At 56.5% G+C, this 13696-nt stretch carries 14 protein-coding genes and 1 pseudogene; 11 read left to right on the forward strand and 4 right to left on the reverse strand.

Going from position 1 to position 13696, the window contains the following annotated elements; all coding sequences use genetic code 11:
- The first annotated feature begins 296 nt into the window (after positions 1-296).
- From dgcN to VRC33_RS00830, 10 genes are all read left to right on the forward strand, one after another.
- Entirely contained in the window at positions 297-1304 is a 1008-nt protein-coding gene (gene dgcN / locus VRC33_RS00785; protein ID WP_338559888.1) for an N-acetyltransferase DgcN, read from the forward strand.
- 2 nt (positions 1305-1306) lie between these two features.
- Positions 1307-2272 carry an N-acetyl-D-Glu racemase DgcA gene (gene dgcA / locus VRC33_RS00790; protein ID WP_338559890.1) on the forward strand — a complete coding sequence of 322 codons (966 nt, stop codon included), beginning with the start codon at positions 1307-1309 and terminating at the stop codon, positions 2270-2272.
- A 22-nt stretch (positions 2273-2294) separates the two neighbouring features.
- Entirely contained in the window at positions 2295-4166 is a 1872-nt protein-coding gene (locus VRC33_RS00795) for an ABC transporter ATP-binding protein (RefSeq protein ID WP_338559892.1), read from the forward strand.
- A gap of 30 nt (positions 4167-4196) precedes the next feature.
- Entirely contained in the window at positions 4197-5738 is a 1542-nt protein-coding gene (locus VRC33_RS00800; RefSeq protein ID WP_338559894.1) for a glutathione ABC transporter substrate-binding protein, read from the forward strand.
- Positions 5739-5804: 66 nt separating this feature from the next.
- A complete protein-coding gene (locus VRC33_RS00805) occupies positions 5805-6737 on the forward strand; it encodes an ABC transporter permease subunit (protein WP_338559896.1) in 933 nt (310 codons plus the stop codon).
- Complete coding sequence (locus tag VRC33_RS00810) at positions 6734-7633, forward strand: ABC transporter permease subunit (RefSeq protein ID WP_338559898.1); 900 nt, start codon at positions 6734-6736, stop codon at positions 7631-7633. The genes VRC33_RS00805 and VRC33_RS00810 overlap by 4 nt, the downstream gene beginning before the upstream one ends.
- Before the next feature lie 4 nt (positions 7634-7637).
- Positions 7638-8693 (forward strand): P1 family peptidase, encoded by a 1056-nt coding sequence (locus VRC33_RS00815; protein WP_338559900.1) that lies wholly within the window; start codon positions 7638-7640, stop codon positions 8691-8693.
- 11 nt (positions 8694-8704) lie between these two features.
- Positions 8705-9595 (forward strand): M55 family metallopeptidase, encoded by an 891-nt coding sequence (locus tag VRC33_RS00820; RefSeq protein ID WP_338559902.1) that lies wholly within the window; start codon positions 8705-8707, stop codon positions 9593-9595.
- A gap of 82 nt (positions 9596-9677) precedes the next feature.
- Positions 9678-9947: a type II toxin-antitoxin system Phd/YefM family antitoxin gene (locus tag VRC33_RS00825; RefSeq protein WP_338559904.1), complete on the forward strand. Its 270-nt coding sequence runs from the start codon at positions 9678-9680 to the stop codon at positions 9945-9947.
- On the forward strand, positions 9937-10224 hold the full coding sequence (locus tag VRC33_RS00830; protein ID WP_338559906.1) for a type II toxin-antitoxin system RelE/ParE family toxin: 288 nt from the start codon (positions 9937-9939) through the stop codon (positions 10222-10224). The genes VRC33_RS00825 and VRC33_RS00830 overlap by 11 nt, the downstream gene beginning before the upstream one ends.
- A gap of 130 nt (positions 10225-10354) precedes the next feature.
- Here VRC33_RS00830 and VRC33_RS00835 read toward each other — a convergent pair whose 3' ends face one another.
- From VRC33_RS00835 to VRC33_RS00845, 3 genes are all read right to left on the reverse strand, one after another.
- Positions 10355-10480 (reverse strand): DUF2256 domain-containing protein, encoded by a 126-nt coding sequence (locus VRC33_RS00835; protein WP_338559908.1) that lies wholly within the window; start codon positions 10478-10480, stop codon positions 10355-10357.
- A 71-nt stretch (positions 10481-10551) separates the two neighbouring features.
- Entirely contained in the window at positions 10552-10977 is a 426-nt protein-coding gene (locus tag VRC33_RS00840) for a hypothetical protein (RefSeq protein ID WP_338559910.1), read from the reverse strand.
- Positions 10974-11678: a hypothetical protein gene (locus VRC33_RS00845; protein WP_338559912.1), complete on the reverse strand. Its 705-nt coding sequence runs from the start codon at positions 11676-11678 to the stop codon at positions 10974-10976. The genes VRC33_RS00840 and VRC33_RS00845 overlap by 4 nt, the downstream gene beginning before the upstream one ends.
- 267 nt (positions 11679-11945) lie before the next feature.
- On the opposite strand from VRC33_RS00845, the pseudogene VRC33_RS00850 reads away from it, so the two are divergent.
- Positions 11946-12113: pseudogene (locus tag VRC33_RS00850) on the forward strand (transcriptional regulator); the annotation flags it as partial.
- Here VRC33_RS00850 and VRC33_RS00855 read toward each other — a convergent pair.
- Positions 12110-13609 carry a serine hydrolase domain-containing protein gene (locus VRC33_RS00855; RefSeq protein ID WP_338559914.1) on the reverse strand — a complete coding sequence of 500 codons (1500 nt, stop codon included), beginning with the start codon at positions 13607-13609 and terminating at the stop codon, positions 12110-12112. The pseudogene VRC33_RS00850 and the gene VRC33_RS00855 sit on opposite strands and share 4 nt — an antisense overlap.
- Between the last annotated feature and the right edge of the window lie 87 nt (positions 13610-13696).

Raw genomic sequence — 13696 nt, forward strand, 5'->3', positions numbered from 1 at the left:
GGCTTCGGGAGGCCGCCTGTGCAGAGATGCAGTAAAAAGAGCGGAAAGGGTAGCATATCGTTATGTACTATCGTATATAGCGAAGATCCAACGCATAACTTCGAAGCATGCTGCTGACGAAGCGGTAAAAAGCAAAGCATGCTAAGGATTATAATGTGATTTACATCACATAATTTTGCTGAAGTCCGCCCATAACCTCAGGCTATACCCTGGTGACAAACAAGCATTATCCAGGCGGCAGCAGGGGTGAAATAGTCTTATCAGGCAAACCCTGCAACCTGATAAGAGAACCTCTGATGCTGATCCCTCAACCCTATCTGTTATTCCTTGGCGATGTTACCGACCCTCTGGCGGCTAAAACGGCGCGCGGTATTCATGTCTGGCGGCCTGAGCAGTGCGTCGGGCAGATTCGCCTGCCTGCCTGCACCGTTTCGCTGGGTCTGGATGATCTGACGCTTGACGCTGCCGTGGCCGCAGGCGCAAAAACGCTGGTGCTGGGCACTGCCAACGCCGGAGGTTTCCTGCCGGAGCACTGGCTGGATACCGTACGTGGCGCCATCAAGGCGGGTATGAACGTCGCCAGCGGTCTGCATTATCGCCTGGTGGATAACGAAGAGCTGGTGGCACTGGCAAAAGAGCAGGGCGTTGAGCTGTTTGACCTGCGCCATATGCGGCCAAAACTGGATGTGGGCAGCGGCAAAAAACGCAGCGGCAAACGCGTGTTAACCGTGGGGACAGACTGTTCAGTAGGCAAAATGTACACCTCGCTGGCGCTGGAATCGGCGATGCGTGATATCGGCCTGAAGGCGGATTTCCGCGCCACCGGTCAGACCGGGATCCTGGTCGCGGGTGAAGGCATCGCCATTGATGCCGTGATCGCCGACTTTATCGCTGGCGCAGCAGAGGCCCTGTCTCCGGCTAATGAAGCTGACCACTGGGACATTGTTGAAGGTCAGGGTTCTCTGTTCCACCCCTCTTATGCCGGCGTCAGCATGGGCCTGATCCACGGTGCGCAGCCGCACTGGCTGGTGATGTGCCACGAGATGCACCGCCCGCATATGCGTCACCTCCCTCATCAGCCGATGGTCAGCCTGGCTGACTGCGTGGAGGCCAACCTGCGCGCGGCTAACGTCACCAGCGATAACGTCCAGCTGGCAGGCTTCGCCATCAATACCTCTGGTTTCAGCGAGCAGGAAGCGCGGGAATATTGCCAGCAAATCAGTAAAGAGTTTGGCGTGCCAGCCACCGATCCGGTGCGCTTTGGCATCACGGAGATCGCTGCATTGCTTAAGGAGCGTGGCTGATTATGCGCCGGATGCAGGTGGAAGTGGTGGAGCTGCCTCTGGCCCGCCCGTTTGCCATTGCGCGCGGCACCCGTACGGCAGTGACCGTGGTACGGGTGACGCTGGAGCAGCAGGGCTTTATCGGGCGCGGTGAATGTACGCCGACCGCCCATTACCATGAAAGCCCGGAAAGCGTCACCGCACAGCTGGCTGCGGTGCAGGAAGAGGTGGAAAACGGCCTGACGCTGGCCGATTTGCAAACCCGGCTGCTGCCGGGCTCAGCCCGCAACGCGCTGGATTGTGCGCTGTGGCGGCTGGAAGCGGCGCTGGAAAGAAAAACGCTGTGGCAGCGTCTGAATGCACAGCCTCCCGCAACGGTAACCACGGCGGAAACGCTGAGCCTGGACAGCCTGGACAGGATGGCCGCCGCCGCTGCGGATGCGGTTTCTCGCGGCGCGATCCTGTTGAAAATCAAACTGGATCGCGATCTGATTCTGGAAAAGGTAGCCGCCATACGTGCCGCCGCGCCGGAAGCGACGCTGATTATTGATGCCAACGAGGCCTGGAGCGGACTGGATCTCAGCAGTCTGTGCACGGCGCTGACCCATTTCAATATCGCCATGATTGAGCAACCTTTGCCCGCGGGCAAAGATGCGGATTTACAGCGCTTTGACCACCCAATCCCGATTTGCGCCGATGAAAGCTGCCATCACGCTGGCGATATCGCCGGGCTGCGTACCCGCTACGAGATGATCAACATCAAGCTCGATAAATGCGGCGGCCTGACGGAAGCGCTGGTGATGGTGGAAGAGGCAAAACGGCAAAAGCTGCGGCTGATGGTGGGCTGCATGCTTGGCTCATCGCTGGCGATGGAAGCGGCGCTGCCGGTAGCCGTCTCGGCAGAACATGTTGATCTCGACGGGCCAATCTGGCTCGCGGCAGACAGCTCTCCTTATCTCTCTTATAACCAGGGTCGCATCTGGCTCTGAGCCAGAGGCCACCGGAGTCACGATGACGGAACGCATTCAACCAGAACTCACCGCCACCGGATCCGGCAACCCTTCCCCTGTCCTGCAGGTGGAAGATTTAAGCGTCAGCTTCAGCGGACGCTCTGGGAAAAACCTGGCCCTGAAAGGGGTCTCGTTCACCATCAACAAAGGTGAAATTGTTGCGGTGGTGGGCGAAAGCGGCTCCGGTAAGTCTGTCACCTCCCTGGCGGTGATGGGCCTGCTGGCTTCTTCTGCCGCCATTGAGCGGGGCGCCATTCACTTCAGTCCGCGCAGCGGCGTGAAGCATCCACTGCTGACGATGAGTCCCGATGAGCGTCGCAAGCTGCGTGGCCGCGATATGGCGATGATTTTTCAGGAGCCGATGACCTCGCTGAATCCGGTGCTGAAAGTGGGCGATCAGCTTACCGAAGCGCTGAAAGATCATCAGCTCTGCGACAGCAAAACCGCCGATCGCAAAGCGCGTGAACTGCTGCGCAAAGTGCGCATTGCCGATGTCGACCGGGTGATGAAAAGCCATCCGCACTCCCTTTCGGGTGGGATGCGCCAGCGCGTAATGATTGCGCAGGCGCTGGCCTGCGATCCGCAACTGTTGATCGCCGATGAACCCACTACCGCACTGGACGTTACCGTTCAGGCCCGCATCCTGCAAATCCTGCGTGACCTGCAACAGCAAAGCGAGATGGCGGTGCTGTTTATCACTCACGACATGGGCGTGGTGGCGGAAATTGCCGATCGTGTGGTGGTGATGTACCGGGGCGAAGTGGTTGAGCAGGGCAGCGTGGAGCAGATTTTTGCCGCGCCGAAACACAGCTACACCAAAGCGCTGCTGGCGGCCGTGCCCCGGCTGGGTGACATGAAAGCCAGCCGCTGGCCCCAGCGCTTTCCACTGCTGGGCGAAGAGCAGGACGAAGATGCGGGCACGCAGATCACCGCGCGTTACGAAGAAAAACCCCTGCTGGACGTGCGTGGCCTCAAAGTCTATTACCCGATCCGCAGCGGGATGTTTTCCGCCCTGACGCACCGCGTTCATGCCGTGGAGCAAATTGATTTCGCCGTCTGGCCAGGCGAGACGCTGGCGATTGTGGGCGAAAGCGGCTGTGGTAAATCCACTACCGGACGGGCGCTGCTAAGGCTGGTTTCCAGTGAATCAGAAAGCATTCACTTCCGGGGCGAAGAAGTCAGTCAGATGAAAGAGGCGGCTTTTCACAGCCTGCGCCGCGAAATTCAGATGGTTTTTCAGGACCCCTATGCCTCGCTGAATCCCCGTCTGACCGTGGGGTTTACCATCGCTGAACCGCTGCTGATCCACGGCCTGGTGAAGTCGCTGGAAGAGGCGACGCCGCAGGTGCAACGGCTGCTGAAAAGCGTCGGTCTGCTGCCGGAACATGCCCGTCGCTATCCGCACGAGTTTTCAGGCGGCCAGCGGCAGCGCATTGCTATCGCCCGCGCGATGGCGCTGCAACCGCAGGTCATCATTGCTGATGAAGCGGTCTCTGCGCTGGACGTCTCGATTCAGGCTCAGGTGGTGAACCTGATGATGGATCTGCAAAAAGAGACCGGCGTGGCATGGATATTTATCTCGCACGATATGGCGGTGGTGGAACGCATCGCCAACCGCGTGGCGGTGATGTATCTCGGACAGATTGTGGAGATTGGCCCGCGTCATGCCGTCTTCACCGATCCTCAGCATCCCTATACCCGTCGCCTGCTGGCCTCGGTTCCGGTGGCCGATCCTGCCCGCCGCACCGCCCGCGAGCTGGACGACAGTGAAATCCCTTCGCCGCTGCGTAAAGCCGGTGAAGAGGTGGCAAAACTTCGTTACCGCCAGGTCGCCCCGCACCACTGGGTGGCTGAAGAGGACATGCACCGTTAGCTATTTAATTTCCCACTCTGGAGAGACACCATGAAGCCGTTTTTACGTCGTTCTGCCGTCGCCCTCGGGCTGTCACTGTGCCTGGCAGGTATCGCGCAGGCGCAGGATCTGCGGATTTCCGCCTATGTAGATATCACCGGACTCGATCCACACGATACCTCGGACAACGCCAGCTACTCGGTGCAGGCGGGTATTTTTGAGCGCCTGTTCCAGTTCGACAGCAAAATGAAGCTGGTGCCGTGGCTGGCTACGGACTACACCAGCAACGAGGATGCCACCGAATTCACCCTGAACCTGCGTCAGGGCGTGAGCTTCCAGGACGGCACGCCATTTGATGCTGAGGCGGTGAAAGCCAACCTGGAGCGCCTGGCCGATCAGACCAAAGGGCTGAAGCGTAACAGCCTGTATAAAATGATTAAAACGGTGACTGTCGCCTCTCCGACCCAGGTGAAAGTGACCCTGAACCAGTCTTTCGGCGCCTTTATCAACACCCTCGCGCATCCTTCTGCGGTGATGTGGAGCCCGACCGTCCTCAAGCAATTCCCGGAAGAAGCACAGTTACGTCTGCACCCAACCGGCACCGGCCCGTTTAAATTTGTCAGCTGGCAGCCTGGTAAAGAGGTGAAACTGACTAAATTTGACGGTTACTGGCAGAAGGGCTGGCCAAAAGTCGATAACGTCTTTATCTCGCCAAGCCCTGAAGATTCCACCCGCGTGGCAGCCCTGAAATCCGGTCAGGTGGATGCCATCTATCCGCTGCCTTCTGACCTGATCAACACCGTACAGAGCGACAGCAAACTGGCGGTACAGCGCGACGAGAGCATCTATCTCTATTATCTGGCGATCAATACTCAGCATAAATCGCTGGCTGATGTGCGGGTGCGTCAGGCGATCAACTACGCCATCAATCGCGATATCTGGCTGAAAGTGGCCTATGCAGGCATGGGTAAACCGGCCACCTCCGCTATCCCGCCTGCGGTGCAGTTCTACGCGAAGCAAAGCGATCCGGATTACAGCTACAACCCGGAAAAAGCCAAAGCCCTGCTGAAAGAGGCCGGTTTTGCCAACGGGCTGGATCTCAAGCTGTGGGTGACCAACGCCACTGCAAGCGTACGTGCCGCGCAGTTCATGAAGCAGCAACTGGGCGCCGTGGGCATCCGTGTGACGGTGACGCCAATGGATTCCGGCGCGCGTAACGCCAAATTGTGGGGCGTGAAGGATCCGAAGCAGGCTGAGTACGACCTCTATTACGGCGGCTGGTCTACCTCAACGGGTGATGCCGACTGGGCACTTCGTCCGCTCTATGCTACCGAATCCTGGGTACCTACTTCCTATAACGTCTCCTATTACAGCAACCCGGAAGCGGATAAAGCCATTGCCGCAGCGCTGCAAACGGCCGATCCGGCTAAGCGTGCCGCAGCCTACGCGCAAGCGCAGAAAATCATCTGGAAAGATGCCCCGGTTGCCTTCCTGGGATCGCCAGATAACCTGGTCGGCAAGAAGAAAAACCTCACCGGCGTCTCGATGCTGGCGGACGGCTCCTTCCTGTTCGATCAGGCCGAGTTTAAATAACCTTTTCAGGGCGGGCGCGATCCCGCCCTGGCTGCTGGCACACCCGATTTAACCAGGAAATCGCCTATGTTTGCTTATCTTGTCCGACGTTTACTGGAAATGATCCCGGTGTTGCTGGTGGTCTCTCTGTTAGTGTTCGGTTTTATCAAATTGCTGCCGGGCGATCCGGCACGAATTTATGCCGGCCCCGATGCGCCCATTGAGGCAGTCGAGGCGGCACGCCAGCATCTGGGTCTGAATGACCCGCTGCCGCAGCAGTATCTGCACTGGCTGGGCGGGCTGATGCAGGGCGATCTGGGCGTGACCTACCGCACCCAGCAGCCGGTTACCGAGGTGATCGCTCAGGGCTTTATGCCAACGATGTGGCTGGCGCTGGCAGGCTTTGCCTGGTCGGTGCTGCTGGGGCTGATTATTGGGGTGATCTCCGCGCTGAAGCGCGGTAAATGGCAGGACTGGACGCTGATGAGCCTGGCGGTGGGCGGGATTTCGATGCCGCCGTTCTGGCTGGGGCTGCTGCTGATCCAGTTTGTCGCTATGCCGTTCGGCCTGTTTTCGGTCAGCGGCTTCAACAAGTTCAGCGACATCATTCTGCCCGCTATTACTCTGGGATCGTCAGTGGCGGCGGTGATGGCGCGATTCACCCGCTCGGCGTTTCTGGAAGTGGCACAGGAAGACTATGTGCGAACCGCGAAGGCCAAAGGACTACGCAACAGGCTGGTGACGTGGAAACACATCATGCGCAATGCGCTGATCCCGGTGATCACCATGCTGGGGCTGCAATTCGGCTTCCTGCTGGGGGGATCGATCGTGGTGGAAAGCGTCTTCAGCTGGCCGGGTCTGGGCTGGCTGCTGATCGAGTCGATCAAAACGCAGGATCAGCCGGTGATTCAGGCGCTGGTCATGCTGTTTGTCTTTGAATTTATTGTGATTAACCTGCTGGTGGATCTGCTTTATGCGGTCGTCAACCCGGCCATCCGACTGCGTCAGGAGCCTGCATGAAAACCCCAACGGAAGCAGCGGTGGCGAAAACAGTGCTGGAGAACAGCACCCTGCGTTCGCCCTGGCACGATTTTGTGCAAAACCTGATCCGCAACCCGCTGGCTGTGGTGTCTGGCGGATTTGTCCTGCTGCTGGTTTTAGTGGCTGTTTTTGCGCCGTGGCTGGCGCCCTGGGATCCGATGGCACCGGACTGGATGGCGCTGTCTGCACCACCTTCTGCCGCTCACTGGATGGGCACCGACGATCTGGGCCGTGATGTGATGAGCCGGATTATTTATGGCGCGCGTATCTCGCTGTATGTTGGCGTGCTGTCGGTAACGCTGGGCATGGTGGCAGGCATCATTCTGGGTCTGCTGGCGGGCTACTATGGCCGCTGGGTGGATATGCTGATTATGCGCGGCTCTGACGTGCTGTTCGCCTTTCCCGGCATGCTGCTGGCGATTGCGGTAGTGGCAATTTTAGGTCCGGGGCTGAACAACGTCATCATCGCGGTGGCGGTCTTCAGCGTCCCGGTGTTTGCCCGTATCGTCAGGGCTTCCACGCTCTCCCTGAAGCAGGCGGCCTATGTTGAAGCCGTGCGCTGTGCGGGTGCGCCAGATCGGGTGATCCTGATCCGCCATATCCTGCCCGGCACGCTCTCCAACGTGATTGTCTATTTCACCATGCGCATCGGCACCAGTATCCTGACCGCAGCCGGACTGAGCTTTATTGGCCTGGGACCAGAGCCGGACGTGCCGGAGTGGGGCAATATCCTGGCGATGAGCCGCAGCATGATGATGGCCGGACAATGGCACGTCAGCGTGTTTCCTGGCCTGGCGATTTTCATTACCGTGCTGGCGTTTAACCTGTTGGGTGACGCGCTGCGCGACACTTTAGATCCCAAACTCAAAGGGTAACGGCATGGATTATCAGCAGGCGGCGCTTGATTTACAGCTCACGCGCTGGCGCGAAACGCGTCAACTGGGCAACCCGCGTGGAACTTGTGGCGCAACCGACAGCCTCAGCGATGTGCCGGGCGTGCGGGTGGGGCATTCCACGCTGGATGAGGGCGAACGTCAGACCGGCGTCACCGCCATTTTGCCACCGGGTGACAATCTGTTTGTGCAGCCCTTACCCTGCGGCGTGGCGGTGCTGAATGGCTTTGCCAAGCCCGTCGGGCTGGTGCAGGTAGAGGAGTTGGGCGTGCTGCAAACGCCCATTTTGCTCAGCAATACGCTGGCGGTGGGCACGCTGTTTACCACGCTGGTGCGCGATGCTATCAGCCGCAATCCCGAACTGGGCCGTTCGCTGCCCACGGTGAATCCGCTGGCGCTGGAGTGTAATGATGGCTGGCTGAACGATATTCAGGCGCTGGCGGTCACGGAGGAGATGGCGCAGCAGGCGCTGGCCTCTGCCACCACGGATTTTGCCCGTGGTAGCGTGGGTGCAGGTCGCGGCATGAGCTGTTTTAGTATGAAGGGCGGCATCGGCACGGCTTCGCGGCTTATTCCTTCTCTTAACGCCACGCTGGGTGTACTGGTGCTGGCTAACTTTGGCGCGCTGAAAGCTCTGACGCTGGATGGCGTGCGGGTCGGCGAAGCGATTGAACCCCTGTTGCCGGAGCTGACGCCCCAGCGTGATGCCGGATCGATCATCATCATTATGGCCACCGACGCACCGCTGGATGCCCGTCAGTTAAAACGTATCGCGAAACGGGCCGGGGCAGGTCTGGGCAGGCTGGGCAGTTACTGGGGTCATGGCTCCGGGGACATCGCCGTGGCTTTCTCTACCTCGCCTGCGCCACAGCCGCCAGAAGATGCCGCACTTGAACCCTTGTTAATGGCAGCAGCGGATGCGACAGAACACGCGGTGCTGGATGCATTGTTAAGTGCGGAAGCCGTGACGGGTTTCAGAGAACATCATCGCCCCGCGCTCAGTGAGATTCTGGATCGGCTGGCGGCAAATCTTCTTCCTTAAGGAACTCTCCGATGAAAATTTTTATCTCCGCCGATATTGAAGGCATCGCTGGCGTGATGCGCCCGGAACAGTGCAGCCCTGGTCATGCCGAGTATCAGCTTGCCCGTGGCCTGATGGAGCAGGAAGTCAACGCGGCTATTGAAGGTGCCTTTGCGGGTGGCGCAACCGAAGTGGTGGTTGCAGACAGCCACGCTCAGATGACCAACCTGCGGGCGGAAAATATCGACCCGCGCGCGCGGCTGGTACAGGGGAAACCTCGTGGCCTGTCGATGGTGGAAGGCCTGCAACAGCCCTACATCGGCAGTGAAGGAAATCATGCACAGCAGCCTTGCGACGGCACGTCAGAAAACACCCAGCCACAAGCTTTCGACGGCATGATGTTTGTGGGTTTTCACAGTGCGGCGGGCGAAAGGGGCGTACTGGCCCATACCATTAACGGCCGGGCCTTTTACCGGGTAAAAATCAACGGCAAAGTCGTGGGCGAAAGCGATATCTATGCCGCCGCAGGCGCAGAGCTGAACGCTCCGCTGTGGCTGGTGACGGGTGACGACACCCTGCAGCAGTGGATTGGCGAACACTATCCGTCGGTAGATTACGTTTGCGTCAAACGCGCCATTTCAAATACCGCCGCCGAATCACTGAGCCCGGAGGCCGCCCGCAACGCCATTCGTCAGGCCGCAGAACAGGCGGTAAAACGCGCCCGTAAAGTAGAGACCACGCGTCTTTCAGCGCCCTACAAGCTGGAGCTGATGGTGGCAAAACCAGTGCTGGGCGACCTGTTCTGCCTGATCCCCGGCGTGGAAAGGCTGGATGCCGTGACGATCGGTTATACAGCGCAGACGATGGTAACCCTTGTCAGCCTGTTAAGCGCATTTTCTTATCTGGCCAGTACACAGAATTGAGTGATGGTGACTCCGTAAACAAACTAATATAGGTACGAAACGATTAAACCGCACCGGTTTTTTCCCTGTGAGGAAGTGGGTTATGTACAGTTTCACTGCCAGCGAAGCTAAAATTCAGTTTGGTGAGGTGCTTGTTAAGGCACAGCGTGAACCGGTATTTATTACCAAAAATGGCAAACAGTCTGTAGTGGTAGTCTCTGCTGAGGATTACGCAGAGTTAGAAGCCCTTAAGATGCTTCATCTGCGCAAATTAGTGGATGAAGCAGACCGCGACATTGAAAACGGACATCTGGAAGATGGTCCGGAATTTTTCAGCAAGCTTAAGGAAAAGCGTGGAGCCAATGACCTATAAGTTAACCCAACCCGCCTTACGTCATTTGACTGCCATTTCTGAATATACGCAGAAAGAATGGGGACCTGCTCAGGAAGAAAACTCTATGGGGCAACTGCAAACCATCATGGAACTATTGGGTAAAAATCCAAAGACAGGGACTCCGCGTGATGATGTGCGTCCAGGGCTGCGGGCTTATCCCATTGGCAGGCACAATATTTATTTTCGTACTGCACCTCACGGCGTCAATATCATTGCTGTACTGCATCAAAGCCAGGATCCTCAAAAACACCTCTGACAGCTTAATTGCAATTGAGCTGTAACTCAGTCGCATGTCACTTGATCGCCGTTCGCAAATTTTTTTGATCCACTTCAAAAAAATCAATGACTGAACTAACTATTTACCATCTACTGCTTAATACAAACCTTTATTGTCGCCGACAACGCTCTGAGCATTTACGCACTTCATCCCAGCATTTTTCCCACTTTTTACGCCAGCTAAAGGGTCGTCTGCAGACGGTACAAATTTTTGTCGGAAGTTCGCTTTTTTTCAAAATGGTTCTCCTGCGTCAGGTTTTGCCAGCCGCATTTTACTGCACTGATAGCATTACTCACAGACGAATAGCTACTCGTTATATGGACTTCGGTATATTTCAACAAAAACGCCTTTTTGGGACAGCATGTTACCTACCGTAACCACGTCGTTAGTAGCATGACTTCGCCAGCATTCTGCTTCGACATTACACGATTTTTGAGGTTCATAGCCCACTGATTTCAGATAATCCCTGACTGGCCGTGTTTCAGTAACGTTATAAAAATTTACCGAAAAAACATGAGCTTCAGGCCCGGTAATATTATTAAAATCGAATCCATATTCAGTCGAAATTCGTGGTAATTTTTTTAGCAAATCGGGCGTGTAAAAATTATATTCCAGCCAGTCTTGCTCGGTGTAACAGGCAGAACCAGCAAATTCCAGCTTAATAAAAGTCAGGGATGAAGCCAGAATAAGACCAAAAATAACGCCAGTCCTGGCTATTATACGCTTCTTCACAACCCCCTCCTGCCATTATCAGCACCCAATATAGCAAAAGTCTGATCATGTTGTGGAAGGATCACATTACCCGACAGAAAATCGTTATAAGGGATAATCGTTCGCATGAATGGTGGTAGCAGTCCTTTACGTGGCCGTGAGTGAGGAAATGTTTTTGGATTGGGGAACAGCAGCGGCTCGAACGTCTCGTTTTTCCAGTTACCAATTTTCCCATAGTAGTCCCAACGCCTCAGCGCCTCGTCCTTGCTAACCGGACGCAGCATTCCAAACGGATGCTGAACCGACACCACGCGGTAAAAACCCAGCAAATCTGAAACCAGATCCTCCCCACTAAACCCGCTGTCGGTCACCAGGTTGTTGGGAAACGATCCCTGAAACGCCTCGAACCTTCTCGCTATCGTCATCATCATTGCCAGCGCTATGCTTTTTTGCTCCCAGTAAGGCCGCCCGTGCCGGATACGCCAGGTCACCATCTTTCCCGAACGAAACAAGCCATAAGGTGAAGTCATTCCCTGAGAATACCTTACGTCATAGAAATCCTTCCCTGATGATTCTCCCCGCGATATCTGATTTAACAGGTCGCGAATGTCCTTTCCCTGCGCATGTCCAAGATCCACCCACCCAAGCACTTCTGTATAAATTAATCCTCTTTGCCGGATAGCTGCATCTTTTCCATCAATTATTTCTGACCGCTTACTCATCCTGAATACCCCGTCTTCCTTTACCGTGCCGACCAGAAGTCGCTTCCACGCCAACTGATTGACTTAAGTCAAATATCTGATTACTGAATGAACGATGTCAATTAAAAACCATGCATAAAGAGTGGGTATATCCGATTTTCATAGGGTAAGTAAAGCAGCATGGCTTTTATGTAGATGGACTGTTTCAGATACCGAAATAAATGGTGGTTTTTGGATGTGGGGGGAGTAATTTGAGGATCATTACTTACATCTAATTCGAAACGAAAACGTTACGGTCTTAACCAAAGCAGCTTTCCCAGGGAAATTGGCGCGCGTTCGCTGGTCAGCATGATCCTGAAGGGGCAGCGATCGCTGACCCTTGAACATATGCGGGTGTTGTCAGCCCGCTTTAATATCCCGGTGTCGGCGTTTATTGATGCTGATGATCCAACCTAACGCCGGTACTTCACCATCCGGCTGCGATTGAGCACCAGCTTCAGGGCATCGCCGTCGATTTGTACGGTAAAGCGTTTCTGCCAGGGGCCATCCTGCGCGGTGGCTAACAGGCGGCCATTGCCCAGCGGCACCAGCGTGGCGGTGATGGCTGCCGGGCCGATGCCCAGAATCATATTTTCCCCGCTTATTACCAGTTCGCTGCGCATCGAAGGAATGCTCCAGCGCCCCTGCACGGCGTCCAGTGAGAGGTTATCTGGTTCTACCGGGACAAAAGTTCTTGCAGCCAGGCCAATTTCGCCGCTGATTACAGGGCCATCCTGCTTCAGTCGAACCGGGAAAGTGCTGGAGAGCGACACGGCCTCGCCTGGCCGATCGCTGTGATACAAATTCTCTCCCGCGCCGATCCAGTTGATGCTGTCAGCATTCACTTCCAGCCAGTCGCTGCCCGCTTCCGCAACGTACAGACCCGGCGTCAGGCTGTGACCTTTCACCGGCAGAGACTGACCCAGCAAAGCGGCCATCACTGCCAGTGCCGAATCATAGCTGGCGACGTCTTCACGGTTGGCAACCAGCGCCAGCCCGACCTTTTGCTGCGGATCGAGCAGGAAATAGCTTTTATATCCGGCGTGTGACCCGCCATGACCCACCAGTCTGACCTGGCCCGCTTTCGAATGCGCGACACCCAGCCCATAACCTGTCTCACGGCCATCGGTCAGATAGCGCGGTGCGGCCAGTCTGTTCAGCGTCTTTTCTTCCCTGAGCAGATGCTGCAGCCACTTGCTGAGATCCGTCACGCTGCCGGTAATACAGCCCGAGGCCGAAAGATGCAGTCCGGCGCTGGCCAGCAGCCACTGTTTATTATGCTGCCAGTAGCCCGGCACCAGGCCTGGCACGATATCAAACCAGGTTTCCGGCGCGGTAAAGTTAATGCCCAGAGGCTGATTGATCTGCTCGTTGAGCAGCGCGGAAAACAGCACGCCTCTGGTTTTCAGCACCTCTTCCACCAGTCGGTACCCGGTGTTGGAATAGGAGACTTCGCTGCCTGCGGGATAGCTGAGATCGCCCATCTCCGCGAGAAAAGCCAGCAGCGAGGGGGCGCTGGTGGCGTTATACACCGACAGGCCCAGCAGCGACAGGGTTTCACGCACGTCCGGCAGGCCGGATGTCATATCCAGCGCACGACCTACAGTGACCTGACCGTTCTCACCGGTTAACTGGGGAAGATAATCGGCCAGTTTGTCTTCCAGCCCCAGATGCTGGCTGGCCGCGCCCGTGACTAACGAGGCGAAAATATGCTTGGTCACTGAGGCATAACGCACCACGGTGTTGCCATCAAAGGGGCTGTTCTGCGCCAGGTCGGCCAGGCCACCGGCGCTGATGCTGCGAATGTTTTCGCCGTCGAACAGCGCGATAGCGCCGCCCGGTTCGCCGGGTTTTCCCCAGCCTGCGGTGATCTCATCGGCGACTTTTTGCGCCTGTTGCCAGTTAAGCGTCATGCTGATTCCTTTGAAGACAGACTGCCATTCAGACGCTCTGCCGTTGTGGATGCTGAATGCGTCATGCTGATTCCTTTGAAGTCAGAC

The sequence above is a fragment of the Erwinia sp. E_sp_B01_1 genome (assembly GCF_036865545.1).
Classification (GTDB): Bacteria; Pseudomonadota; Gammaproteobacteria; order Enterobacterales; family Enterobacteriaceae; genus Erwinia.